We start from the raw sequence: 22237 nt of genomic DNA on the forward strand, positions 1-22237 counted from the left end.
CAACGGAAGACGGAAGAGGCGAGCATGGAGCCGAAGGGCATCGACATGGGCGACTACCAGGAGCGCTACAAGGACTACGACATTGAAGTCGCAGTCGAGCAGGTGCTCACGGGCGTGAAGGCGCACTATCGTGTGCTGAAGGACGATACGATCGTGGAGGACTGGCAGCTCGTGCCTATCACGCGCCTCTGGTCCACCGAGCACGCGGCGGCCGAGGCGGGCTTCGAAGCGGCGCGCGCGTGGATCGATGCGCGCGGCACGCAAGCGAGCTAGCGTTTGCCTTGCGAACTCGCGCTGGGCGACTGGCTTGCCCGGCGCGCTGCATCGGCGAACATGTCGCGTAGTTGCTGGCGCTCGGCCCCGGTCAAATGTGCAGCGGCGGCCGGCATCGTGAGGACCAGGTGCAGCGTGAGGTTGCCGCGCCCGCCGTTGCGGTCCGCGAGTCCAAGACCCGGCAGACGGATCGGCGTGCGCGCATTCGCGTTCGCCGGAATTTTCACGTCGAACGTGCGGCCGAGCACCTTGGCCTGAACGCCGCCGCCTAGCATGGCCGTCACGAAGTCGACTGGAAGCTCGCAAGCGAGATCGAGCCCGTTGCGCGTAAAGCCCGGGCCGCAAACGATGGAGACGGAGAAAGTCGCGTCTCCCGGTGGGCCGCCGTTCACGCCGGGGTGGCCGCCGCCGGCCACCACCAGACGCTGACCGTCCCATGCGCCGTGTGGAATTGCGACCACTTCCGACTTGCGCCATGTCTTTACGCCGGTGCCGTGACATTGTTCGCAAAGCGCGCCGCGATCTTCCTGTTCGCACGCGGGACACGGACCTTTGACAGGGTAGTGGGCTTGAACGCCGCCGCCATTGATCGCGACTTCTAGCGGCACGAATAGCTCGACGAGGCAGTTGGCGCCGCGCATGGGCGGCGCCGCGCGACGCTGACGCGGTTGCGCTTCGCCGTTGCGGGTCTTGCCGGCCGGACTCGCGGCGCCAGTTGTCCTCGCCGTTGGCGCGATGCGCCTGCCGCTCAGAATCTCGAAGGCCTCCTGAATGAGCTTGAAGACCGGCTCGACTGCCGCCTCGCGACCCTTGTTGCGGTCGGGGTGGTACTTCGCGCGCAGTTGACGGTAGGCGCGCTTGATTTCTGCCGGGGACGCAGTCTCCGGCAGGTGCAGCCGCCTGTAGTATTGCTCGAAGCTCAAAGACGTTCCCGGGTGTCTCTCGTGCACAGACGCAAATGAGCCCGCAACCCGTGCGGGCTCATTTGTTCACTGCTGAATTCTTTGGGGTGGCTGATGGGACTCGAACCCACGACAACAGGAATCGCAATCGAGTCGGCGAACAGCAAATTCAGGTTAATAATCAAAGCGCTGTGATTTTGATTTCGGAATATGGCCCACTTTATCGACCCCACACTGGTGTGGGTTTGCGGCGGGGCATTCCGAAATGCTGTCGCTATTTTAGCCGCTCCTCCTAATTTCGTTGCTCTGGTATCCGCACTGAGTCCAAGCCAGTCGGCGAGTTCGTTCGTGGTCAGGTAGTCGCTCATCGATGGCTCTATTCGCTACTTGCCTTGAGTGCGTGGGTTCCCAGCTATTGGGGGGCGATTACCTGTTACATGCATAACTGCGACGTCGGCCATGCTACTATTTCCTTTCAATTTGAAAGGAGACTGCCGATGGGCTGGAACGTGCGTTTTACCGACTACCGTGGTTACGACCTCCATTCGGAAACCCTTGAGTGCCCCAATGAAATGTGGGTATGGCGCGCGAAAGTAGGCAGGGGCCCAGAACGCGAGATCGCTTCGAGTGAAGACCTGAAGACGAGCCACAGGACTCGGGACGATGCCGAAAGCGCCGGGTTCGCTTGGGGGCGCGCGATGGTCGATGAAATCTTGATGGGCTAGGCAAACCTGTTTCACTCGGCGCTCTCGTCGCATCGGAAGGCGCGAGAGCGGCTCGTTCGCCGGTTGCTGCTATGACGCTGCCGCGCGCTTCGCTTGTCGATCTCTGCGTAATACGCAGTCATCTCTCTTCCGCTATGTGATGGGGGGATTGCCCCAAGTCGCTAAAGGTTGCTGCCACAGCGGCCGTTAACGATTTCCGTGGCGCGTCCACATTCACTTAACGATCTCTAAAAATTCACCCTCGGCACCGGTGTTAGATTGCAACCGGGAGGAGAGCCAATGAACAATCACGTCATTCGCTACAAGGGATACATCGTCGATTTCACGCCGTTTGATGTTGGCAACGGAGAATTCGGTCCGCGGTGGGCCATCGCAATGGACGATACTGTCTGGGCTGGCAGTGTCCCGTTGTCTAGTGGTCGTTTGATGCATCGCGGTACCTACGAAGAGGCAACAGCAATCGGGAAGCTGCAAGCTTTGCAAATGATTGACCTCGACTAATGCTGCGTGTCAGGTTACGCAACCATTGCGCTGCGTATTGATTTGATTGATCTCGTCGTCGTCCTTGGCCATCTCTCTGCTGTTGTGTGGCAGGGATCCGGCAGCGCACGAATGTACTGAACGCTGCCTCGAAAATCCTTGGTCGTTTCCGACGCAAATGTGTGATTAACTTGCTCCCGCTCGCGCCCATGCGAGCGCGCAGCAAGCGAAATCGGTGCAATGGTTCGGGAGAATCATTGCCAGTCGTCGGGGACAGACTTTGGACAAAGTTGACGAGCTCACAACTGCCTACGAGGCTTGGGTTGCGGCACGCGAAGGATTGGCGCGTGATCTGCCGCCGCTGATCCTCGAAAACCCGAACGACGATTTGATACGCGCCCTGATCGCGCGCGAGGTCGCTACCCATCGCCAATTCGTTGCTGCGAAAGAGCGGGCAAACGGCATTACTTAGGCGACGGTTCGAAAGTGTTTCATGCCGGGCTCAGGCTGACGACCCAGGCCAGCTACGCGCACACTCAAAAGATTGCAGCGTCGCATGCGGGATCGCTTTCGCGACCAACCGCTCGCGCCGCTTCGACTTGAATTGCTTACACCGGCGCTTAAACAGATTCCAGAAAGCAAAAAGCCCAGTTCATCGAACTGGGCTAAGTGCTTGAATTCTTTGGGGTGGCTGATGGGACTCGAACCCACGACGACAGGAATCACAATCCTGGACTCTACCAACTGAGCTACAGCCACCGCTGTTTTCTCAACTAGCGCTGCTTCGAAAGCGGCGTCAATCAAGAAGCAAGATTATATACATACTAAAGTTGCCTTGCCTAGCCCTTTATTCAAGAATTTCGTCCGGAACGCGCAGATATTCTCGGGCCTCGTCGAAGATCGCGAGATCTGCCTTCGCGAGCTTGCGGCTGTCCGAGAGGATGCGGCGCCAGCCGCGCGCGCCGGCCACGCCGCGGTAGAGGCCCAGCGCATGGCGCACGATCGCGCCCAGGTAAGTGCCGCGTGCGATCTCGCTCGCGCAGTACTCGATGAGCTTCGCTTCCACTTCCTCGCGCGTAAGCGCAGCATCGGTCGAGCCATAGAAGCGCGCATCGACGTCGGCGAGCACGTAGGGGTTGTGGTACGCCTCGCGGCCGAGCATCACGCCATCGACGTGCTGTAGATGCTGCTCGACTTCGTCGAGCGTCTTGATGCCGCCGTTGATGATGATTTCGAGCTGCGGGAAGTCGCGCTTGAGCTGGTATGCGTAGTCGTACTTGAGCGGCGGGATCTCGCGGTTTTCCTTCGGGCTCAAGCCCTTCAGGATCGCGTTGCGCGCGTGCACGATGAAAACCTCACAGCCCGCTTCGGCAATCGTGCCGACGAAATCGCGCACGAACGCATAGTCCTCGACCGTATCCACGCCGATGCGGTGCTTGACCGTCACGGGTACGGATACGACATCGCGCATCGCCTTCACGCAGTCCGCCACCAGTTGCGGTTCGTTCATCAGGCATGCGCCGAACGCGCCGCGCTGCACGCGTTCGGACGGGCAGCCGCAGTTCAGGTTGATCTCGTCGTAGCCCCACTGTTCTCCGAGCTTCGCGGCGCGCGCGAGGTCGTCGGGTTCGCTGCCGCCCAGCTGAAGCGCGACCGGCGCCTCGGCCGGCGTGAACGCGAGATGGCGCGGCACGTCGCCGTGGATGAGGGCGCCCGTCGTCACCATCTCCGTATACAGCCACGTGTGCCGGGAGATGAAGCGATGCAGCGAACGGCAGTGGCGATCGGTCCAGTCCATCATGGGCGCGACAGAAACGCGGCGGGGGCTGGCTTGACGGGTGGCGGACATGGCGATGGGAAACCGGTGAGTAACGGCTGACGTGGATCAACCTTCCATTTTAACGCATGCGGGCCTGGTTCTTCGTACCCTTTGCGCACTGCGCCAATTTGCCGGATACCTAAGCAGGATGTGCGCCCGATGGCCATTTTCGGCCGAAAAACCCTATCCGCGTTATGTAATCCGCGTGCAATTTGCTGCGTCGCGCAAATTTTTTTGGGAGCACTTTTAGGGTCTGTTCGGCGCTCAGCCCCGTCAAATCTGCCTGACAGGATTGTTGTGGAACGGAGAATAGTAAATTCGGATTATCGCGATTATTTTCCGATAGTAGGTGTATACACTGAGTTTCGTTGACGCAGCCCGTGGGCACTGACCTCCCAGGCGCGGCGCCTTCCCGATCCGCAACTGAACCTGATATTGGAGTCCACCATGAAGACCAAACTCATCGCAGCGCTGCTGGTCGCAGCTACCGCTTCTGTTGCCGCTCCGGCGTTCGCCAGCGGCTACGGCCCGGCACCGTTCTATCGCCCGGACGTCGGCGCGCCCGCTTCGCAGCGTGGCCAGAGCGTCCAGACCGTGGCCGCCGAACGCGTCCAGGAACAAGGCGCCCAGACGGCTTACGGCGGTGTCGCCGGCTCGGCTTCGCAGTCGGGCAGCCACGCAAAGGCCACGGGCCCGCAATCGGTTTTCTTCGGCCAGTAAGTCGCGCCGAAGTTTCCGATTCGTTGCTGAGCCGCCCGTGAGTCGGGCGGCCTGAAAGCCGGATGTCGTTGCGACGTCCGGCTTTTTGCTTTTCTGCGGCCGTTCTGTTTCTTTCCCGTGCGCCGCTCAGGAAGCGGCGCGCAGGCGCTTGTCGATCGCTTCGCGAATGCGATCGAAGGCCGCGTCGAAGGCGTTGTCCTGGGTCGGAAAGCGGCCAGCGGCGATGCCGTCGACCGGCACGTTGGCGTTTTCGGCGTCTGTGAGGCTCTGGATGATCTGCGTCGAGACGTAAAAACCGGCTTCGTGATCGCCGTCCACGCCGGCTGTCATGTCGAAACCCATATATTCGTAGCTGCGTCGGTTTTCCATGCCGATTTCTCCTAGTAGGCGCACGTGCGGATTCTGGCACGTCTGTCGCCGAGCGGCGCCGCGACCGCCGCGGCGCATTGCGCCACTTGCGGAAGCATGCGGTCGTATTCTGCAACTCCTGAAAAATTTCCCGCGTCGTGGTAGTTTCGGCGCTCCCCAACCGAACTGATGGACAACGTTTCCATGGAATACCGCACACTCGGCGAGACCGACGTCAAGGTGAGCCTGATCGGGCTCGGCACGATGACGTGGGGCGAGCAGAACACGGAGCGCGAGGCGCATGCGCAGATCGACTACGCGCTCGACCAGGGCGTCACGCTGATCGACGCCGCTGAAATGTACCCCGTGCCGCCGCGCCCGGAGACACAGGGACAGACCGAGCGCTTCATCGGAACGTGGCTCGCGCAGCATCGCGCGGCGCGCGAGCGTATCGTGCTCGCCACCAAGATTGCAGGCCCGGCGCGCCAGCCGCACAATCCGCAGCACATTCGCGGGCCGCAGAACCAGTTCGACCGCAAGAACCTGACCGAAGCGCTCGACGGCAGCCTGAAGCGCCTGCAGACCGATTACGTCGACCTGTATCAGCTGCACTGGCCCGATCGCAGCACGATGACGTTCGGCCGCAGCATGTACCCGTATCTCGACGATGCATACACGGTGCCGATCGAGGAAACGCTCAGCGTGCTCGCCGATTTCGTGAAGGCGGGCAAGATCCGCCATATCGGCGTGTCGAACGAAACGCCGTGGGGCGTCGCGCAGTTCCTGCGTGCGGCCGAAAAGCTCGGGCTGCCGCGCATCGTCAGCATCCAGAATCCGTACAGCGTGCTCAACCGGACGTTCGAGAGCGGCCTGTCCGAATTCGCGCACCGCGAAGCCGTGGGCCTGCTCGCGTATTCGCCGCTCGCGTTCGGCTGGCTTTCGGGCAAGTACGAGGGTGGGGCGCGTCCCGAAGGCGCGCGCATCACGCGGTTCGAGCGCTTCAAGCGCTACAGCAAGCCGGAATCGGTGGCCGCAACGACGCGTTACGTGGAACTCGCCCGCGCCCATGGCTACACGCCTGCGCAGTTCGCGCTCGCGTTCGTCAACAGCCGGCCGTTCCTCACCAGCAATCTGATCGGCGCGACCTCGCTCGAGCAGTTGAAGGAAAACATCGCCAGCGCCGACGTCAAGCTCACCCCCGAAGTGCTCGCGCAGATCGACGCGCTGCACGAGCAGCAGCCGAATCCGGCCCCTTAAAGGGAAAGCGGCAAACCGCGCTGTCCCTCACCGGGCCGCGCGGCGTCGCGTGAGGCGCCAACGCAGCAAAGGCGTTGGCGATTCGCAAGGCATACACTACGATCCAGCATGCGCCGCCGGGGCGCCATCACGCCTCGCGTGACGGCGCCCCGTCGGCCGTTCATACGCTCAATCCCGGAGAATTTTTACAATGACGAGCGCACGTCCAGCGCAATCGCCCCCGTCTTACGGCTGGCCCATTTTTATTTTGCTGGCGGTGGCCGGCCTCTTCTACGTGAAGTGGTTCCCGTACTATCACCGCGCATTTACCGCCGAGGAGACGCACTCCATCGGCAAATCGATCCTGATGGGCGGCGCGGCCACCGCCCCCGATCCCTCGTTCTCCGCCGCGCTCGATTACGCCTACGCCTATGGCAAGGCGATCTGGCAGGCCATGGTGCTCGGCCTGCTGCTCGGTTCCGGCGTGCAGGCGCTCCTGCCCGTGCAATGGGTCGCGCGCGTGCTCGGCCGACGCGGATTCGGCAGCGTCGCGGCGGGCGGCCTGCTCGCCGTGCCCGGCATGATGTGCACCTGCTGCGCCGCGCCAGTGGTCGTGGGCCTGCGCGCGCGCAATGCGTCGGCTGGTGGCGCGATTGCGTTCTGGCTCGGCAACTCCGTGCTCAATCCCGCGACGCTCGTGTTCATGGGCTTCGTGCTCGGCTGGCAGTGGAGTGCGCTGCGTCTCACGCTGGGCCTGCTGATGGTGTTCGGCCTCGGCTGGGTCTGCAACCGGCTCGTGACGCCCGAGGAATCGCGTGCCGCCGACGATCGCCTCGCGCAACTCGCCCAGCAGCAGGCCGAAGGCGGCAACGTCTTCGTGCGCTGGGCGCGCATCTTTGCGCGCATGGCCGTGCGGCTGGTGCCGGAATACATCGTGCTGGTGCTGTTGCTTGGCGCCGCTCGCGCATGGCTGTTCCCGCATATCGGCCCGGAAGTCACGAGCGGCCTTGGCTGGATCGTCACGTTCGCCGTGGTCGGCATGCTGTTCGTGATCCCCACGGCCGGCGAGGTGCCGATCATCCAGGCGATGCTGGCGCTCGGCATGGGTGTGGGTCCCGCGGGCGCGCTGCTGATGACGCTGCCGCCCGTGAGCGTGCCGTCGTTCGCGATGCTGGCGGGCTCGTTCCGGCCGCGCATGCTCGCGGTCGTGGGCACGACGGTGGTGTTCTTCGGCATCGCCGCCGGGCTCGCGGCGGTGGCGCTAGGCTTCTAGGGACGCCGGGACGAGGCAGGCGCCATGCGTTCAGCGTTGGGATTCTTGTAATACGCGGGCGGTTCGCCGTCCGCCACGGAGCGGGCCGCGGCCCGAAAACCAGCATGGCAAAGCAAAAAACCAATCCGAAACTCGAGCAGGCGCTCACGCGCGGCGATCTCGCCATTCGCCAGGCCAATTCGGCACGCGCCACGGCGGTGCTTCGTGCGCTCGGCAAGATGATCGTCGAGGCTTCGGCCACCATCGGCGTCGAGGCGGATACCTCGATCCCCGACGGCGATCGCATCTACGACCCGGCCGACGGTCTCTGGCCGCAGTCGCTGCTGGTCTCGCTCGATGGCCCGGTGGAGGAGTCGGATCCCGAAGAGATCCGCACGGTGCGCTTGCTCGCCCAGACCCAATCGACGATGTTCCGCGTGGAATGGCATCGCGCCGACGGCAAGGTCGGCCGCCAGGAAGGCGGCCCGTTCGCGACGGTCGCGTTTATTTCGGACGTCGATATTCCCTGGGGCGACGACGAGGACTGAACGCCGCGCTATGGGGTGTCAGCGCATCATGCGCCGGCGGAACAGCACGGATGCGATCGCGAACGGCACTACTACGTAGATCGCGAGCACGAGCAGGTGCAGGCCGGCCTGCTCGACAGGCCGGTCGAGCATGGCGGGGCGGATCAACGCAACGGCATGCGCGAGCGGTAGCATCAACGTGATGTGCTGCGCGGCGGCGGGCAGTTGCGCGATCGGAAAGAACACGCCGGAGAGCAGCAGCATCGGCGTGAGCACGAGCGTCTGATAGAACATGAAGAAGTCGTAGGACGGTGCGAGCGCGGTGACGATCATCGCGCAGCTCGCGAAGGCGAGGCCCGCGAGCGCGATCACGGGCAGCGCGAGCAGCATGGAAGGAAAGCTCGCGTAGCCGAGCAGGCCCGCCACCACCATGATCGCAACGCCCGATAGCATCGACTTGCTCGCGGCCCACATCACCTCGCCGAGCACCACGTCGCCGAGCGTGAGCGGCGTGTGCATGATCGCTTCCCAAGTGCGCTGCACGTGCATGCGCGAGAAGCCCGAGTACATCGACTCGAAGCTCGCCGACATCATCACCGAAGACGACACCGTGCCTGCCGCGAGAAACGCGATGTACGAGACGCCGTCGACGTGCCCGACCATCAGCCCGAGCCCGAAGCCCAGACCGAAGAGATAGATCATCGGATCGGCGAGATTGCCGAACATCGACGCGAGGGCGAGCTTGCGCCAGACCAGATAGTTGCGCCGCCACACGGCCATCCAGTGCGTCGCGTTCGAAGGCAGCGCGGCGCGCGGCTCGCGCACGCTCGCATGTTCGGGGCGCGAGGGCGTCGGGTTGTTGGTGCGTGTCTGCATGGTGTCCTTGGCGATTCGTACGCGGGGCGTTGATCCTGCCGCCGTTAATCCTGCATCTCGCGGCCCGTGAGCCGCAGGAACACGTCTTCGAGATTCGCGGGCCGGTGCAGATAGCGCAAATCAGAGCGATGGCGCAGCTTCGCATGGACAGGCGCAGGGTCGTCGACATAACAGAACAGCGTCTCGCCGCTGATCTCGGTGCGCTTCGCGTCGGCCGCAAGTTCATCGCGCAACGCGACCGGGTCCGGTCCGTACACCTCGATCACATCGCAGCCGATCTCCGATTCGATCAGCGCCTTGGGTGCGCCCTCGGCGATCTTGCGGCCTTCCTCGATCACGCAGACCCGATTGCAAAGCCGTTCGGCCTCCTCCATGAAATGCGTGGTGAGGAGAATCGTTTTGCCGCGCGCGAGCAGCGAGCGCAGCCGCTCCCAGATCAGATGCCGTGCCTGTGGATCGAGGCCCGTAGTGGGCTCGTCCATCACAAGCACGTCCGGGTCGTTCACGAGCGCGCGCGCGAGTGTGAGACGTCGGCGCATGCCGCCTGAGAGTTCGCCCACGCGTGCGTCGGCCTTGCTTTCGAGGCGCGCGAATTCGAGCAACGGCGCGACGAGCTCGCGCGTTTCGCGCGCGGACAAGCCGAAGTAGCGGCCGAACACGAGCAGGTTCTCGCGCACGGTGAAGTCGGGGTCGAGATTGTCGAACTGCGGCACCACCCCCACGCGCTGGCGGGCGTGGCGCGCGCGCGCCGGCACCGGCTCGCCGCACAGGCTGATGCGACCCGCATCGGGCGAAACGATGCCGAGCAGCATGCGCAGTGTCGTGGTTTTTCCCGCGCCGTTCGGGCCGAGCAGTCCGAAGCACTCGCCGGGAACGACGTCGAACGACAGGCCGTTGACGACCGTCCTGTCTCCATAATGTTTGATGACCTGCTCGAATTCGATGGCGGGTGCGGGCATGGACCGGTTGAACGTGAGTCGATCGGGCATCGCGCGAGTCGCTCGAAGTACCGAACGAAAAATCGCACGAAACGAGGCGGCCCATTTTAGTGCATTGCTGCGCGGCGGGTCGGGCGTCGCTCACAAGTGTTTTGACGATGCACGAGGTAAATGCATGTCGCGGCAAGCATCCAGCACTGTGCAAGATGCATGCGCCGATTGGGACGCGCCTGGCGTTTTTCGATGCACACCTGGCGTTTTCCAGCCCTTGCGTGTGGAATTGCGGCGCACCATCATGAGAATCGCACAGCCTGCAAATCACGCGGGCGGGGAGAAGCGATCATGGCGAGCTATAAAAAAATTCTGCTCTGTTACGACGGCTCGCGCGAAGGCCGCAAGGCGCTGCGGTGCGGCGCCGATCTTGCACTCGATCTGCAGGCCGAGACGCACTTGCTCTCGGTCGTCGACATGCGTTCGACGATTGCCCAGAGCGCCGGCCTGTTGACCGACGTGGCCTGCGGCCGCTTCGAGGAAACGGCGCGCGAGATTCTTCAGGAAGGCGTGGACTGGCTAACTGAGCGCGGCGTGCGCGCTCAGGGGCATTTCGCGTTCGGTCATCCGATCGACGAAATCGCGAATCTGGCCAACGAGCTGAATGCCGACCTCGTGGTGGTGGGCCACCGCTGCCGCACAGGGCTCTCGCGTTGGTGGATGGGCGCCGGCAACACGCCGCTGCTCGACCGCGTTTCGTGCAGCATTCTCGTGGCGTGTTCGTCGGCGGCTGAGGAAAAGCAGCAGCAAGCCGCCGCGTAGGGGATCAAGCGGGCCGGCTCGCCTGGAACCGGCCTGTTAGCGCTGCCACTGCCGATCTGTCTCAGTTCGAGACGTTTCCTTCGCTTAGCTCGACCGCCGAGAGCTTCCACGAGAAGAGCCCGTGACGCTGCAGAATGGCGGCGTAGTGCTCGCCCGTACTGCCGCGGTCCCACGTGAGCGCGAACTCATTGAGGCCGCGATAGCCCGCCGTGGTCACCGGCCGCGCCTCGGGCGCGGGGGTGCCGGATACGGCCGGGGCCGGTGGCGCGGCGGAGGCGGCTGCCGACTGCGGCGGCTCTGCCGATTGCGCGGATGGCGCGCCGGATTCCGCTGGCGGCGGCGCGTGTGGCCGGTCGCCGGGCTTGCCCGTCGGCGGCATACCATCGAGCAGGGCGGCCACGCCTTCCGGTGTGGCGTAGGCATCCACGAGCGGACTAATCAGTGCCGCGCCAATTACGGCGCCGAGGATCAGCAACGGATTGCTGCTGTGCTGCCCCTCGACGCGCCGGTGCAGCATCTCGCCCACCTGCTGTTTCAGGCTCAGGCGCAGCGCAGGGTAATCGACGTATTCGTTGAGCGCGACGGCGTCACGCGCGTCGGCCGCGGCTTTCATGTGTTTCACCGCGATATAGGGCGACGCATAGGCGTAGCCGATCGCGGCAACGACCATTGCGACGGCGACCGTGATCGCAACGGGCTTTTTCCAGCCTTGGGTCTTGCGCGGGGTAGAGAGAGATTCCGTCATCGGCATAGGGCAAATCGTTTAAACACGGTGTTGACCGCAAACCGGGCCAAACGATCCCGCCCGTAACCTCTTCTCACATTTGTGCAGCGTTGCTGCTTACTTCGCGAGTGCCGCGGGCAGGTCGCTGTGCTGCTCGGCGATGCAGCGGTCAATTGCGCGGCAAACCGCGTCGACCGTGCCGACGAGGATGAGCCGCGACGGACCCTGATAGACGCGCACGGGCGCGCGGCGCATGGGCTGTTCGGTGTTGAGCGTGCTGTTGAGCGACACGCGCGCAAACGCCGGCTGTGCCGAGGGCAGCACGGGCAGGTCGGCTGCGCTGGCCGCCACCATCTCAGGCGAGTCTTCGAAGAGCGAGCCGCTCAGTGCGGCAGCCGAATCGCGGACTTCGCGGACCGCGCACGAGGCGATTCCACGGAGATGGCGAAGGCGGCCGAATTGGCGGAAGGGCAGCAGGCGGGCAAGACGTTCCATGACTCTCTCCAGGTATGCGCAGATGGTGCGCAAACAATGTGCAAACCGCGCTCAGACGGATTCCTTAGAATTCGGTGGGGCGGATCAGCCCGACCGCGATGCCTTCGAGCGCGAATTCCGCGCTGCCGGCCTCGACGAAAATATTGTCGTAATCGGGGTTCTCGGCGATCAGCTCGAGCCCGTTCGGACGGCGCTTCAGGCGCTTGACGGTGACGTCGTCGCCGAGGCGCGCCACGATGATCTGGCCGTCTTTCGCTTCGGCCTTTTTCTGCACGGCGAGCAGGTCGCCGTCGAGGATGCCGGCGTCGCGCATGGAAAGGCCGCGCACCTTCAACAGGTAGTCGGGGCGGCTCGAGAAGAGCGCCGGGTCGCACATGTAGTTCTGCGAGATGTGCTCCTGCGCGAGGATCGGGCTACCCGCAGCGACGCGGCCGACGAGCGGCAGCGAGAGCTGCATGATGCTCGGGTGCGGCAGCGTGAACTGGTGTGGCAGGTCGTCGGGCCCCGGCACGAGGCGGATGCCGCGCGAGGCGCCCGCAGCCAGTTCGATCACGCCCTTGCGCGCCAGCGCACGCAGATGCTCCTCCGCGGAGTTGGCGGAGCTGAAGCCGAGTTCCGCCGCGATCTCGGCGCGCGTGGGCGGAAAGCCCGTGCGCTCGATGGCCCGGCGAACCAGATCGAAAACCTGCTGCTGTCGTGCGGTGAGTTTGGTCATGGCGCCACTGTATGTTTGAACAGGTAACTGTATTTTTATACAGTACTCGCCACTTTTCAAGTGTTACTTGAAGTTCATCGACTGAACGTTGCCATCAGGCCGTTTTCCCGTGTTTGCGCGGATGAAACCGCGCTCTAACAGCGACTTCCTCTGCCCTTACCACTTTTGCGTATTAAAAAATAAGAAAACATCATTTTTAATAATGTAAGGGGATCGCTAGACTGGCCTCCATCGTTAGCTGCAGTTTCATCAATGAGCGCAAACGAGCACACACGAGAACGGAGAACAGATAGATGGGCACGACACATACGGGGCGCGCGGGCTGGCTGAAAACACTGGCGGCAAAACTGGTCATTGGCGTTGCGCCGCTCGTCGGCGTCACGGCGATGGCGGCTATGGTGCCGCTGGCCGCTCACGCGGATACATCGCTGCTCAACGTCTCCTACGATCCGACGCGCGAGCTGTACCAGGACATCAACGAAGCCTTCATCAAGCAGTGGAAGGCGAAGACGGGCGAAACGCTCACCATCAAACAGTCGCATGGCGGCTCGGGCGCACAGGCGCGCTCGGTGCTCGACGGTCTGCAGGCCGACGTCGCGACGCTCGCGCTGGCATGGGACATCGACGCGCTCGCCAACAAGGGCATCGTCGCGAAGGACTGGCAAAAGCGCCTGCCCGACAACGCCTCGCCATACACGTCGACCATCGTGTTCCTCGTGCGCAAGGGCAACCCCAGGCACATCAAGGACTGGGACGATCTGACCAAGCCGGGTGTCTCGATCGTCACGCCGAATCCGAAAACCTCGGGCGGCGCGCGCTGGAACTATCTCGCGGCGTGGGCGTATGCGCTGCACCAGCCGGGCGGCAACGAGCAGACGGCGAAGGACTTCGTCACGAAGCTCTACAAGAACGCGGGCGTGCTCGACTCGGGCGCGCGGGGAGCCACGACGAGCTTCGTGCAGCGCGGCATCGGCGATGTGCTGATCGCATGGGAAAACGAAGCATTTCTCTCGCTCAAGGAGTTCGGCCCGGACAAGTTCGAGATCGTGGTGCCTTCGGTGAGCATTCTGGCTGAGCCGCCGGTTGCCGTGGTGGACAAGGTCGTCGACAAGAAGGGCACGCGCAAGGAGGCCGAAGCCTACCTGCAGTTCCTCTATAGCGAAGAGGGTCAGGAGATCGCCGCGAAGAACTTCTACCGTCCGCGTTCGGACAAGGTCCCGGCGGCGCTCACGGCGAAGTTTCCGAAGCTCAAGCTCTACACGGTCGACGACACGTTCGGCGGCTGGCCCAACGCGCAGAAGACGCATTTCGCGGATGGCGGCGTGTTCGATTCGATCTATCAGCCGCAGTAAAGCTGTCGAGCAGTCAAGCAGCAGGCGGTCAAGCAGTAAGCGGTCCGCATAACGACGTGACCGCACAACAACGAAGCGCGCCTACGGGCGCGCTTTTCGGCGCGAATCTGCAACGCACGAATCGCGCAACCCATGTCTGGACGATGAGCATGACAACGTTTCGATTGCGCAAGCCCAGTGCGCTGCCTGGCTTCGGTTTGACGCTTGGCATCACGGTGGCCTATCTGAGCCTCGTGGTGCTCATTCCGCTTGCCGCCACCTTTCTCAAGACGGCGACACTCGACTGGAGCCAGTTCGTGCGCGCCGTGTGGTCGCCGCGCGTGATCGCGTCGTACCGGCTCACGTTCACCGCCGCGCTCGGCGGGGCGCTGATCAACGCGGTATTCGGCTTCCTGCTCGCGTGGGTGCTCGTGCGCTATAGGTTTCCGTTCAAACGGGTGATCGATGCGCTCGTCGATCTGCCGTTCGCGCTCCCGACTTCCGTGGCGGGCATTTCGCTCGCCGCCGTGTATGCCGGCAATGGCTGGATCGGCCAGTTCCTGCAGCCGCTCGGTCTGAAGATCGCCTTCACGCCGCTCGGCGTGCTCGTGGCGCTGACCTTCATCGGCTTGCCGTTCGTCGTGCGCACGGTGCAGCCGGTGCTCGAGGACTTCGAGCGCGAACAGGAAGAGGCCGCTGCGTGCCTCGGCGCCTCGCGCTGGCTCACGTTCCGCCGTGTCGTGCTGCCCGCGGTGCTGCCGGCGCTTCTCACGGGTTTCGCGCTCGCGTTCGCGCGTGCGCTGGGCGAGTACGGCTCGGTCATCTTCATCGCCGGCAACGTGCCGATGAAGTCGGAGATTACGTCGCTGCTCATCATCACCAAGCTCGAGCAGTACGACTATGCGGGCGCAACGGCGCTTGCCGTGATGATGCTCTGCGTCTCGTTCGTCATGCTGCTGCTCATCAACTCGCTGCAGTGGTATTTGCAGCGCCGCACGAGCCGGGGTGTAACGGCCGGCAGCGCGCCGAGTGCCGTGGTGGGCGCAACCGTCGCGGGAGGTGCGCAATGAGCACGCTGCCGCAACAACGAAGTACGCGCCGGCCGGACCCGGTCACCGAATCACCGTGGGTGCGCTGGCTGCTGACCGGCATCGCGCTCGCGTTTCTCGCGCTGTTTCTCGTGGTGCCGCTCGTCGCGGTGTTCTGGCAGGCGCTGTCGAAGGGTATCGGCTTCTACTTCACGTCGCTCGTCGATCCCGACGCGCTCTCCGCGATCAAGCTCACGCTCATCACCGCGGCGATCGCGGTGCCGTTGAATCTGGGCTTCGGCCTCGCGGCGTCGTGGGCGATCGCGAAGTTCGAGTTTCGCGGCAAGGCGCTGCTCACCACGCTGATCGACCTGCCGTTTTCAGTTTCGCCCGTGATTTCAGGTCTCATCTACGTGCTGCTGTTCGGCGCGCAGGGCTGGCTCGGGCCGTGGCTCGAAGACCGCAACGTGCAGATCATCTTCGCGGTGCCGGGTATCGTGCTCGCCACCATCTTCGTGACGTTCCCGTTCGTCGCGCGCGAGCTGATTCCGCTGATGCAGGCGCAGGGCAACGACGAAGAAGAGGCCGCCCACGTGCTGGGCGCCTCGGGCTGGCAGATGTTCCGCCGCGTGACGCTGCCCAATATCCGCTGGGGTCTGCTGTACGGCGTGATTCTCTGCAACGCGCGCGCCATGGGCGAGTTCGGTGCGGTGTCGGTGGTGTCGGGTCATATTCGCGGCCAGACCGACACGATGCCGCTGCACGTCGAGATTCTTTACAACGAGTACAACTTCGCGGCGGCGTTCGCCGTGGCATCGCTGCTCGCGTTGCTCGCGCTCGTCACGCTCGGCCTGAAGCTGCTCGCGGAGCGCCGCCTTTCGGCGGAACTGCGCGGCGCGGACGAGATTCCCGCCTACGCCGGCCCGCAACCCGTGGCCGTGCAACATGTTTCACAACACGCAGCGCCTCGCGCCGTGCGCCAACCGATTCAAGTAGGGGAGCAGTAAACATGGGCATCACCGTCAGCAATCTGCACAAGCGCTTCGGCGACTTCACCGCCCTCGACAACGTCTCGCTCGACTTTCCGCCGGGCGAACTGGTTGCGCTGCTCGGACCTTCCGGTTGTGGCAAGACCACGCTCCTGCGCGTCATTGCGGGCCTCGAATACGCCGACGCGGGCCAGGTCGTGCTGCAAGGCCAGGACGTGGGCGAGGTGGGCGCGCGCGAGCGCCAGGTGGGCTTCGTGTTCCAGCATTACGCACTGTTCCGCCACATGACGGTGTTCGAGAACGTGGCGTTCGGCCTGCGCGTGAAGCCGCGCAGCGAGCGGCCCTCGGAGGCCGTGATTCGCGAGAAGGTGCATGAACTGCTCAAGCTCGTGCAGCTCGACTGGCTCGCGCAGCGCTATCCGTCCGAGCTGTCGGGCGGCCAGCGTCAGCGCATCGCGCTTGCGCGCGCGCTCGCCGTCGAGCCGAAGGTGCTGCTGCTCGACGAACCATTCGGCGCGCTCGACGCCAAGGTTCGCAAGGAGTTGCGCTCGTGGCTGCGCCGCCTGCACGACGACCTGCATATCTCGACGATCTTCGTCACGCACGACCAGGAGGAAGCGCTCGAGGTGGCCGATCGCATCGTCGTGATGAATCATGGGCACGTGGAGCAGGTCGGCAGCCCGCAGGACGTCTATGATCATCCGCAGACGGCCTTCGTCTACGAGTTCCTGGGCGCTGCGAACCGGCTGCGCGGTAGCGTCGATGCACGCGGTTTCGTCGCCGAGGGCGCGGCGCAGCCGATCTCCGTGCACGCGAGCTTCGAAGGCCCCGCGCTCGCCTACGTGCGGCCGCACGACCTCGTGCTGCACCGCCAGGCGAGCGATCATCGCGACGGCATCGTCGTCGACGTGCGCCGCGTGGTGACGCTGGGCGGCTCGGTGCGCGTGGAGCTGGAAAGCCGCACGGGCGGCGCGCTCGAAGCCGAGCTCGACCGCGAGTCGTGGCGTGCGCTGGGCCTTTCGGTCGGCGAGGGCGTGACGGCCGTGCCGCGCGGGCTTCGCGTATTTCCGGCGCAATGAGCGCTGTAAAAAGCGGCGCAGCAAGCGTTACAGTGCTCACATCGACAAAAACGAATAATCGGTCAGCAGTCCCGGAGAGAAGACCATGAATTTTCAGCAGTTGCGTTTCGTGCGCGAAGCCGTACGGCAGAACATGAACCTGACCGAAGTGGCGAACGTGCTGTATACGTCGCAATCAGGCGTTTCCAAGCAGATCAAGGATCTCGAAGACGAGCTCGGCGTGGACATTTTCATTCGCCGCGGCAAGCGCCTGACCGGCCTCACGGAGCCTGGCAAGGCCGTGCATCAGCTGATCGAGCGCATGCTGCTCGACGCCGAGAACCTGCGCCGCGTGGCGCGCCAGTTCGCGGACCAGGACAGCGGTCACCTCGTGGTCGCGACGACGCATACGCAGGCGCGTTACGCGCTGCCTAAGGTCGTGCACCGGTTCCGCGAAGTGTTTCCGAAAGTCCACCTCGCGCTGCGCCAGGGCAATCCGCAGCAGATCGCGCAGATGATCATCAACGGCGAGGCCGACATCGGCATCTCGACCGAGGCGCTCGACCGCTTCCCCGACATCGTCACGTTCCCGTGCTACTCGTGGCATCACGTGGTGGTCGTGCCGAAGTCGCATCCGCTCGTGGGCCGCGAAAATCTCACGCTCGAAGACGTGGCCGAGTATCCGGTCATCACCTATGACCAGGACTTCACGGGCCGCTCGCACATCGACCAGGCGTTCGCGAAAGCGAGCGTGGTGCCCGACGTGGTGCTGACCGCCATCGACGCGGACGTGATCAAGACCTACGTCGAACTCGGCATGGGCGTGGGCATCGTCGCGGCGATGGCCTACGACCCGAAGCGCGACAGCGAACTCGTCGCGCTCGACACGGAGCATCTCTTCGATGCGAGCACGACGCGAGTGGGCCTGCGCAAGGGTGCATTCCTGCGCCAGTACGCGTACCGGCTCATCGAAATGTTCGCGCCGCAGCTCACCGAGCAGCAGATCGCGAGCCAGCTGCGCGAGGCAACCTGAAAAGCGCGCTGATTTTCTCGGCGGGCGGCGGATCGCTTAAAATCGCCGCCATGAATACTTCCACTTCCTCCTCAGCGGCGGCGCCCAGGGCGCTGCCGCGCATTGCCGTGCTCGCCACGGGCGGCACGATTGCGGGCTCCGCCGCGGACGCCGCGAACACCGCGGGCTACCAGGCCGGCGTGATCGGCGTCGCGCAGCTGCTCGCAGCCGTGCCGGGCCTCGACGCCATCGCCCAGATCCATGCCGAGCAGGTCGCGAGCATCGACAGCAAGGACATGTCGCTTGCGCTGTGGACTACGCTCGCGCAGCGCGTGAACGAACTGCTGGCCAGCGACGAGATCGACGGCGTGGTGATCACGCACGGCACGGATACGCTCGAAGAAACCGCGTACCTGCTGCATCTCACGGTGAAGAGCGCGAAGCCATGTATCTTGACGGCCGCCATGCGGCCCGCCACGGCGCTTTCCGCCGACGGCCCGCTCAATCTGCTCAATGCCGTCACGCTCGCGGCGAGCGAGGCGGCGGCGGGACAGGGCGTGCTGGTGGCGTTCAATAACCGCATTCATTGCGCACGCGACGTCGCGAAGATCAGCACCTATGCGGTGGATGCATTCCAGTCGCCGGAAATCGGCGCGCTGGGCTGGGTGCAGGATGGGCGCGTGGAATTCCAGCGCCGCGCGCTGCGCCCGCATACGGTCGATGCGCCGTTCACGGCACCGGTCCAATGGCCGCAGGTCGAGATCGTGACGAGCTACGCGGGCGTGTCGCGCGCGGCGGTCGAAGCACTCTTTGCCGCCGGTGTGGATGGGTTCGTCGTGGCCGGCACGGGCAACGGCTCGATTCACGGCGCGTTGCAGCAGTCGCTGGCCGAAGCGGCCGCCAAGGGCGTGGCCGTCGTGCGCGCCTCGCGCGTCGGCTCGGGCCACGTGATGCACAACGGCGCGGCCAAGGACGATACGCTCGGCTTCGTGTCTTCGGGCACGCTTAGCCCGTACAAGGCGCGTGTGGTGCTGCTGCTCGCGCTGGCGGCTGGCACGACCGACAAGGCGGGGCTGCAGGGCGTGTTCGACACGTACTGAGCCTGGCCGCGTACAAAGTAAAACGGGCCTGGCGGATCGCTCCGCCAGGCCCGTTTCGTTTCTGGCCCTGTTCGTGTGTCGCCGCACTTACTGCAGCGGCGGAATCACGAGCACCTGACCCGGATAGATCTTGTCCGGGCTCTTGAGCATCGGCGTGTTCGCCTCGAAGATCGCGTCGTTCTTCGCGCCGCTGCCATAGTACTTTTCGGCGATCTTCCAGAGGTTGTCGCCGGCAACGACCGTGTGGTGCTGCGCTTCGGGCGCGGGGTTGGTCACGGTCATCTGGTCGTCGACCTTGTCGACGTTCTGCACGTTGCCGGCCGCGACGAGGATCTTCTCCTTGGTGGGCTGGTCGGCGGCGTTGCCGGTGACCGTCACCGTGTGCGAGACGCCGTCGTAGGTCACGCCGAGGTTGTCGGCGTCGAGGCCCTGCGAGCGGATATAGGCCGCGATCGCGTCGCCGGCCTTCTGGTTCAGCTCGGCGAGATTCGCGGCGGGGTCTGACGGTGCGGCAGCGGGTTCCGCGGCGGCGGCCGGCGCGGCAGCCGTGCCGAAGAGTTTTTCGCCTGCTTCCTTGATGAAATTGATAATGCCCATCGATCACACTCCTCACGTGCTGGAAATGACTGGGTGGTCACGCGTCGGGTCCACATTGACCCGTCGGCATGACAGCCCGATGAAAGCACGATTCTAGAAACGCGGTTGCGAACGCGTCCATCGGGGCAGCGTCAAAGAGTGTGAAACCGGGGAAAGAAGAGAGAAGGCAAAGAAAAACGGGCATCCGACACGCGGACACCCGATGACGACGTCTGACCGACCAAGGCTTCCCCGCCGTCACCGGGCGCCGCTTCGGACCCCACTGGCCGCCCTCAGCCCAGAGCGGCACCGATTTGCCTCGCGACGGTTGCCGCCGCCGCGAAGCGCCCCACGGGAGGCTGATGCACACGCTCGAATGCCTGCGCACCAGCCGGTATGCGTGATCCGGTTCTACAGGCGGTCCGCACGTTGCGTCGCGCGAACCGCCGTGCTGCTACCTGCTACCGCTGAAAATCAAGCCACCTTCACCTGCGCTTGCGGCTCGGCGATCTCGAAGTTCGCCATGATCTCGAGCGCGCGGATCATGGCCGAGTGGTCCCATGCCTTGCCGCCGTTCGCGGCGCACACGCTGAAGAGCTGCTGCGCGCTCGCGGTATGCGGCAGCGCGATGCCCAGCTTGCGCGCGCCGTCGATCGCGAGATTCAGGTCCTTCTGGTGCAGTTCGATGCGGAAGCCCGGATTGAACGTGCGCCTGGTCATGCGCTCGCCGTGCACTTCGAGAATGCGCGACGAAGCGAAGCCGCCCATGAGGGCCTTGCGCACGCGCTCGGGGTCCGCACCCGAACGTGCTGCGAACAGCAGCGCTTCGGCCACGGCCTCGATGTTCAGCGCGACGATGATCTGGTTCGCCACCTTGCAGGTCTGGCCCGCGCCGTTGTCGCCGATGAGCGAAATATTCTTGCCCATCAATTCGAACAGCGGCTTGGCAAGATCGAACGACTTCTGCGGGCCGCCCACCATGATCGTGAGCGTGGCTTCGCGTGCGCCGACTTCACCGCCCGAGACCGGCGCGTCGAGATAGTCGCAGCCGAGTGCGTTGATCTGTTTGGCGAACTGTTGCGTTTCGAGCGGCGAGATCGAGCTCATGTCGATCACGAGCTTGCCGGCCGAGAGACCCTTGGCGACGCCGTCGTCGGCGAACAGGACGTTGGCGACATCAGGCGTGTCCGGCACCATCACGATGACGATGTCCGATACCTTCGCGACAGCCGTCGAATCGGCGACGACTTCGGTTTGCGTGCGCAGGTCGTCGGGCACCGGATACTTGCCGTTCACGGCGAGCGTGTGGCCGCCCTTGATGAGGTTGCGCGCCATGTGCGCGCCCATGATGCCGAGTCCGATAAAGCCAATCTTTGCCATCTTGTGTCTCCGTTAAAGCGAATGCGTGAATGTGCGTAGTTGCGTCCGATTGCGGGCTCAGGCGAGTTCGGCGGTGCGCTGCTTCGCGCTGCGCAGCCAGCCGAGGCCTTCGACGGTCGTCGTGCGCGGCTTGTACTCGCAGCCGATGTGGCCTTCGTAGCCGAGCGAGTCGAGCAGATCGAACAGGAACGGGTAGTTGATTTCGCCCGTGCCGGGTTCGTTGCGGCCAGGATTGTCGGCGAGCTGGACGTGGGCGATTTTCGCGAAGTGCTTCTTGATCGTCGCGGCGAGTTCGCCTTCCATACGCTGCATGTGATAGATGTCGTACTGCAGGAACAGGTTGTCCGAGCCGGTCTTTTCGATCACGTCGAGCGCTTCGCCCGAGCGGTTCAGCGCGAAGCCGGGAATGTCGTACGAATTGCACGGCTCGACCAGCAGGCGGATGCCTTCGCGTTTCAATTCACCCGCGGCGTAGCGCAGGTTCTCGACGATCGTGGCGAGCGCCGTGTCGCGATCGACGCCTGCCGTCGGAATGCCGACGAGGCAGTTCAGTTGCGGCACCTTCAGCGCCTTCGCATAGTCGATCGCGCGGCCCACGCCTTCCTGGAATTCGCCGCGGCGCTCGGGCAGGCAGGCAATGCCGCGCTCGCCCGCTTCCCAGTTGCCGGCGGGCAGGTTGTGGAGGACGAGCTTCAGCCCGTTGACCTCGAGGCGCTCGGCCAGCTCAGTGGCCTTGTACGGATACGGGAACAGGAACTCCACGGCGTCGAAGCCCGCTTGTGCGGCCGCTGCGAAGCGGTCGAGGAAGGGCACTTCGTTGAACAGCATGGTGAGGTTCGCGGCGAATTTTGGCATGGTGCTGGGTCTCGCTGGTCGGTCAATGAAAGAAGTCAGGCGGAAGGTCACGCAGTCAATCATTC

Annotated in this window: 27 protein-coding genes and 1 tRNA gene; 15 read left to right on the top strand and 13 right to left on the bottom strand. The window is 64.1% G+C overall.

The genetic code is table 11. The features are described from left to right. The first annotated feature begins 24 nt into the window (after positions 1 to 24). Entirely contained in the window at positions 25 to 273 is a 249-nt protein-coding gene (locus AB3X99_RS04240) for a DUF6566 family protein (RefSeq protein WP_069267560.1), read from the top strand. Here the strand turns inward: AB3X99_RS04240 and AB3X99_RS04245 are convergent. Both AB3X99_RS04245 and AB3X99_RS04250 read right to left on the bottom strand, forming a co-directional pair. Next, positions 270 to 1196, bottom strand: a complete 927-nt coding sequence (locus tag AB3X99_RS04245) for a DnaJ C-terminal domain-containing protein (RefSeq protein ID WP_368616191.1) — start codon at positions 1194 to 1196, stop codon at positions 270 to 272. The two genes, AB3X99_RS04240 and AB3X99_RS04245, sit on opposite strands and share 4 nt — an antisense overlap. Next, positions 1193 to 1543 (bottom strand): hypothetical protein, encoded by a 351-nt coding sequence (locus AB3X99_RS04250; protein WP_368616192.1) that lies wholly within the window; start codon positions 1541 to 1543, stop codon positions 1193 to 1195. The genes AB3X99_RS04245 and AB3X99_RS04250 overlap by 4 nt, the downstream gene beginning before the upstream one ends. A gap of 129 nt (positions 1544 to 1672) precedes the next feature. Between AB3X99_RS04250 and AB3X99_RS04255 the strand changes: the two genes are divergently transcribed. The 3 genes from AB3X99_RS04255 to AB3X99_RS04265 all read left to right on the top strand — a co-directional run bounded on the left by AB3X99_RS04255 (position 1673) and on the right by AB3X99_RS04265 (position 2852). After that, positions 1673 to 1900, top strand: a complete 228-nt coding sequence (locus AB3X99_RS04255) for a hypothetical protein (RefSeq protein WP_368616193.1) — start codon at positions 1673 to 1675, stop codon at positions 1898 to 1900. Between the two features lie 279 nt (positions 1901 to 2179). Beyond that, the gene (locus tag AB3X99_RS04260; protein WP_069267557.1) at positions 2180 to 2401 is read left to right on the top strand and encodes a hypothetical protein; all 222 of its coding nucleotides are present in this window, start codon (positions 2180 to 2182) and stop codon (positions 2399 to 2401) included. A gap of 259 nt (positions 2402 to 2660) precedes the next feature. Beyond that, a complete protein-coding gene (locus AB3X99_RS04265; protein ID WP_141710819.1) occupies positions 2661 to 2852 on the top strand; it encodes a hypothetical protein in 192 nt (63 codons plus the stop codon). 211 nt (positions 2853 to 3063) lie between these two features. Here AB3X99_RS04265 and AB3X99_RS04270 read toward each other — a convergent pair. Both AB3X99_RS04270 and dusA read right to left on the bottom strand, forming a co-directional pair. Next, positions 3064 to 3139 (bottom strand) — tRNA-His (locus tag AB3X99_RS04270). A gap of 88 nt (positions 3140 to 3227) precedes the next feature. Continuing rightward, positions 3228 to 4229: a tRNA dihydrouridine(20/20a) synthase DusA gene (gene dusA, locus AB3X99_RS04275; RefSeq protein WP_368616194.1), complete on the bottom strand. Its 1002-nt coding sequence runs from the start codon at positions 4227 to 4229 to the stop codon at positions 3228 to 3230. Positions 4230 to 4646: 417 nt separating this feature from the next. On the opposite strand from dusA, the gene AB3X99_RS04280 reads away from it, so the two are divergent. After that, positions 4647 to 4919: a hypothetical protein gene (locus AB3X99_RS04280; RefSeq protein ID WP_028204875.1), complete on the top strand. Its 273-nt coding sequence runs from the start codon at positions 4647 to 4649 to the stop codon at positions 4917 to 4919. A 126-nt stretch (positions 4920 to 5045) separates the two neighbouring features. Here AB3X99_RS04280 and AB3X99_RS04285 read toward each other — a convergent pair whose 3' ends face one another. Beyond that, complete coding sequence (locus AB3X99_RS04285) at positions 5046 to 5288, bottom strand: hypothetical protein (protein WP_342945658.1); 243 nt, start codon at positions 5286 to 5288, stop codon at positions 5046 to 5048. Between the two features lie 183 nt (positions 5289 to 5471). Here AB3X99_RS04285 and AB3X99_RS04290 point away from each other — a divergent pair, with 183 nt between their 5' ends. The 3 genes from AB3X99_RS04290 (at position 5472) to AB3X99_RS04300 (ending at position 8303) form a co-directional block, all read left to right on the top strand. Next, positions 5472 to 6524, top strand: a complete 1053-nt coding sequence (locus AB3X99_RS04290) for an NADP(H)-dependent aldo-keto reductase (RefSeq protein WP_368616195.1) — start codon at positions 5472 to 5474, stop codon at positions 6522 to 6524. A gap of 190 nt (positions 6525 to 6714) precedes the next feature. Next, positions 6715 to 7776 carry a permease gene (locus AB3X99_RS04295; protein WP_069267553.1) on the top strand — a complete coding sequence of 354 codons (1062 nt, stop codon included), beginning with the start codon at positions 6715 to 6717 and terminating at the stop codon, positions 7774 to 7776. Positions 7777 to 7880: 104 nt separating this feature from the next. Beyond that, positions 7881 to 8303 (top strand): hypothetical protein, encoded by a 423-nt coding sequence (locus tag AB3X99_RS04300; RefSeq protein WP_042268617.1) that lies wholly within the window; start codon positions 7881 to 7883, stop codon positions 8301 to 8303. A gap of 18 nt (positions 8304 to 8321) precedes the next feature. Here the strand turns inward: AB3X99_RS04300 and AB3X99_RS04305 are convergent, their stop codons facing one another. Then, positions 8322 to 9158 carry an ABC transporter permease gene (locus tag AB3X99_RS04305; RefSeq protein ID WP_133184261.1) on the bottom strand — a complete coding sequence of 279 codons (837 nt, stop codon included), beginning with the start codon at positions 9156 to 9158 and terminating at the stop codon, positions 8322 to 8324. 44 nt (positions 9159 to 9202) lie between these two features. Beyond that, positions 9203 to 10117, bottom strand: coding sequence for a nodulation factor ABC transporter ATP-binding protein NodI (nodI, locus tag AB3X99_RS04310; RefSeq protein ID WP_069267611.1), 915 nt, complete (start codon positions 10115 to 10117; stop codon positions 9203 to 9205). Between the two features lie 321 nt (positions 10118 to 10438). On the opposite strand from nodI, the gene AB3X99_RS04315 reads away from it, so the two are divergent. Then, positions 10439 to 10909 (top strand): universal stress protein, encoded by a 471-nt coding sequence (locus tag AB3X99_RS04315; protein WP_069267551.1) that lies wholly within the window; start codon positions 10439 to 10441, stop codon positions 10907 to 10909. A gap of 61 nt (positions 10910 to 10970) precedes the next feature. Here the strand turns inward: AB3X99_RS04315 and AB3X99_RS04320 are convergent, their stop codons facing one another. From AB3X99_RS04320 to lexA, 3 genes are all read right to left on the bottom strand, one after another. After that, on the bottom strand, positions 10971 to 11654 hold the full coding sequence (locus AB3X99_RS04320) for a DUF2939 domain-containing protein (RefSeq protein ID WP_368616196.1): 684 nt from the start codon (positions 11652 to 11654) through the stop codon (positions 10971 to 10973). A 96-nt stretch (positions 11655 to 11750) separates the two neighbouring features. Next, complete coding sequence (locus tag AB3X99_RS04325) at positions 11751 to 12128, bottom strand: hypothetical protein (RefSeq protein ID WP_368604199.1); 378 nt, start codon at positions 12126 to 12128, stop codon at positions 11751 to 11753. Between the two features lie 64 nt (positions 12129 to 12192). Next, positions 12193 to 12843, bottom strand: a complete 651-nt coding sequence (gene lexA, locus AB3X99_RS04330; RefSeq protein ID WP_042268621.1) for a transcriptional repressor LexA — start codon at positions 12841 to 12843, stop codon at positions 12193 to 12195. 293 nt (positions 12844 to 13136) lie between these two features. Here lexA and AB3X99_RS04335 point away from each other — a divergent pair, with 293 nt between their 5' ends. The 6 genes from AB3X99_RS04335 to AB3X99_RS04360 all read left to right on the top strand — a co-directional run bounded on the left by AB3X99_RS04335 (position 13137) and on the right by AB3X99_RS04360 (position 19361). Further along, on the top strand, positions 13137 to 14195 hold the full coding sequence (locus AB3X99_RS04335; RefSeq protein ID WP_069267549.1) for a sulfate ABC transporter substrate-binding protein: 1059 nt from the start codon (positions 13137 to 13139) through the stop codon (positions 14193 to 14195). 149 nt (positions 14196 to 14344) lie between these two features. Beyond that, positions 14345 to 15244 (top strand): sulfate ABC transporter permease subunit CysT, encoded by a 900-nt coding sequence (gene cysT, locus AB3X99_RS04340; RefSeq protein WP_368616197.1) that lies wholly within the window; start codon positions 14345 to 14347, stop codon positions 15242 to 15244. Beyond that, a complete protein-coding gene (gene cysW / locus AB3X99_RS04345; RefSeq protein ID WP_069267548.1) occupies positions 15241 to 16209 on the top strand; it encodes a sulfate ABC transporter permease subunit CysW in 969 nt (322 codons plus the stop codon). The genes cysT and cysW overlap by 4 nt, the downstream gene beginning before the upstream one ends. Positions 16210 to 16211: 2 nt before the next feature. Continuing rightward, positions 16212 to 17270 (top strand): sulfate/molybdate ABC transporter ATP-binding protein, encoded by a 1059-nt coding sequence (locus tag AB3X99_RS04350; RefSeq protein ID WP_368616198.1) that lies wholly within the window; start codon positions 16212 to 16214, stop codon positions 17268 to 17270. Between the two features lie 85 nt (positions 17271 to 17355). After that, complete coding sequence (locus AB3X99_RS04355; RefSeq protein ID WP_069267546.1) at positions 17356 to 18282, top strand: CysB family HTH-type transcriptional regulator; 927 nt, start codon at positions 17356 to 17358, stop codon at positions 18280 to 18282. Positions 18283 to 18332: 50 nt separating this feature from the next. After that, positions 18333 to 19361 (top strand): asparaginase, encoded by a 1029-nt coding sequence (locus AB3X99_RS04360; protein WP_368616199.1) that lies wholly within the window; start codon positions 18333 to 18335, stop codon positions 19359 to 19361. A gap of 87 nt (positions 19362 to 19448) precedes the next feature. On the opposite strand, the gene lysM is transcribed toward AB3X99_RS04360, so the two are convergent. The 3 genes from lysM to hyi all read right to left on the bottom strand — a co-directional run bounded on the left by lysM (position 19449) and on the right by hyi (position 22172). Then, the gene (gene lysM / locus AB3X99_RS04365; RefSeq protein ID WP_368616200.1) at positions 19449 to 19958 is read right to left on the bottom strand and encodes a peptidoglycan-binding protein LysM; all 510 of its coding nucleotides are present in this window, start codon (positions 19956 to 19958) and stop codon (positions 19449 to 19451) included. 453 nt (positions 19959 to 20411) lie between these two features. Beyond that, positions 20412 to 21317, bottom strand: a complete 906-nt coding sequence (locus tag AB3X99_RS04370; RefSeq protein ID WP_069267543.1) for a 2-hydroxy-3-oxopropionate reductase — start codon at positions 21315 to 21317, stop codon at positions 20412 to 20414. A 57-nt stretch (positions 21318 to 21374) separates the two neighbouring features. Beyond that, positions 21375 to 22172: a hydroxypyruvate isomerase gene (gene hyi / locus AB3X99_RS04375; protein WP_342945665.1), complete on the bottom strand. Its 798-nt coding sequence runs from the start codon at positions 22170 to 22172 to the stop codon at positions 21375 to 21377. Positions 22173 to 22237 lie beyond the last annotated feature (65 nt).

It is taken from the genome of Paraburkholderia sp. BR10882, from assembly GCF_040948855.1.
Taxonomy (GTDB): Bacteria; Pseudomonadota; Gammaproteobacteria; order Burkholderiales; family Burkholderiaceae; genus Paraburkholderia; species Paraburkholderia nodosa_A.

Excerpts from the sequence above, each read along its gene's own strand:
- AB3X99_RS04300 (WP_042268617.1), top strand. The coding sequence starts at position 7,881 with ATGGCAAAGCAAAAAACCAATCCGAAACTCGAGCAGGCGCTCACGCGC.
- dusA (WP_368616194.1), bottom strand. The coding sequence starts at position 4,229 with ATGTCCGCCACCCGTCAAGCCAGCCCCCGCCGCGTTTCTGTCGCGCCC.
- AB3X99_RS04370 (WP_069267543.1), bottom strand. The coding sequence starts at position 21,317 with ATGGCAAAGATTGGCTTTATCGGACTCGGCATCATGGGCGCGCACATG.
- AB3X99_RS04250 (WP_368616192.1), bottom strand. The coding sequence starts at position 1,543 with ATGAGCGACTACCTGACCACGAACGAACTCGCCGACTGGCTTGGACTC.
- AB3X99_RS04285 (WP_342945658.1), bottom strand. The coding sequence starts at position 5,288 with ATGGAAAACCGACGCAGCTACGAATATATGGGTTTCGACATGACAGCC.
- cysT (WP_368616197.1), top strand. The coding sequence starts at position 14,345 with ATGACAACGTTTCGATTGCGCAAGCCCAGTGCGCTGCCTGGCTTCGGT.
- AB3X99_RS04320 (WP_368616196.1), bottom strand. The coding sequence starts at position 11,654 with ATGACGGAATCTCTCTCTACCCCGCGCAAGACCCAAGGCTGGAAAAAG.
- lysM (WP_368616200.1), bottom strand. The coding sequence starts at position 19,958 with ATGGGCATTATCAATTTCATCAAGGAAGCAGGCGAAAAACTCTTCGGC.
- AB3X99_RS04255 (WP_368616193.1), top strand. The coding sequence starts at position 1,673 with ATGGGCTGGAACGTGCGTTTTACCGACTACCGTGGTTACGACCTCCAT.
- AB3X99_RS04335 (WP_069267549.1), top strand. The coding sequence starts at position 13,137 with ATGGGCACGACACATACGGGGCGCGCGGGCTGGCTGAAAACACTGGCG.
- cysW (WP_069267548.1), top strand. The coding sequence starts at position 15,241 with ATGAGCACGCTGCCGCAACAACGAAGTACGCGCCGGCCGGACCCGGTC.
- AB3X99_RS04240 (WP_069267560.1), top strand. The coding sequence starts at position 25 with ATGGAGCCGAAGGGCATCGACATGGGCGACTACCAGGAGCGCTACAAG.
- AB3X99_RS04290 (WP_368616195.1), top strand. The coding sequence starts at position 5,472 with ATGGAATACCGCACACTCGGCGAGACCGACGTCAAGGTGAGCCTGATC.
- AB3X99_RS04315 (WP_069267551.1), top strand. The coding sequence starts at position 10,439 with ATGGCGAGCTATAAAAAAATTCTGCTCTGTTACGACGGCTCGCGCGAA.
- hyi (WP_342945665.1), bottom strand. The coding sequence starts at position 22,172 with ATGCCAAAATTCGCCGCGAACCTCACCATGCTGTTCAACGAAGTGCCC.
- nodI (WP_069267611.1), bottom strand. The coding sequence starts at position 10,117 with ATGCCCGCACCCGCCATCGAATTCGAGCAGGTCATCAAACATTATGGA.
- AB3X99_RS04280 (WP_028204875.1), top strand. The coding sequence starts at position 4,647 with ATGAAGACCAAACTCATCGCAGCGCTGCTGGTCGCAGCTACCGCTTCT.
- AB3X99_RS04325 (WP_368604199.1), bottom strand. The coding sequence starts at position 12,128 with ATGGAACGTCTTGCCCGCCTGCTGCCCTTCCGCCAATTCGGCCGCCTT.
- AB3X99_RS04295 (WP_069267553.1), top strand. The coding sequence starts at position 6,715 with ATGACGAGCGCACGTCCAGCGCAATCGCCCCCGTCTTACGGCTGGCCC.
- lexA (WP_042268621.1), bottom strand. The coding sequence starts at position 12,843 with ATGACCAAACTCACCGCACGACAGCAGCAGGTTTTCGATCTGGTTCGC.
- AB3X99_RS04355 (WP_069267546.1), top strand. The coding sequence starts at position 17,356 with ATGAATTTTCAGCAGTTGCGTTTCGTGCGCGAAGCCGTACGGCAGAAC.
- AB3X99_RS04305 (WP_133184261.1), bottom strand. The coding sequence starts at position 9,158 with ATGCAGACACGCACCAACAACCCGACGCCCTCGCGCCCCGAACATGCG.
- AB3X99_RS04360 (WP_368616199.1), top strand. The coding sequence starts at position 18,333 with ATGAATACTTCCACTTCCTCCTCAGCGGCGGCGCCCAGGGCGCTGCCG.
- AB3X99_RS04260 (WP_069267557.1), top strand. The coding sequence starts at position 2,180 with ATGAACAATCACGTCATTCGCTACAAGGGATACATCGTCGATTTCACG.
- AB3X99_RS04350 (WP_368616198.1), top strand. The coding sequence starts at position 16,212 with ATGGGCATCACCGTCAGCAATCTGCACAAGCGCTTCGGCGACTTCACC.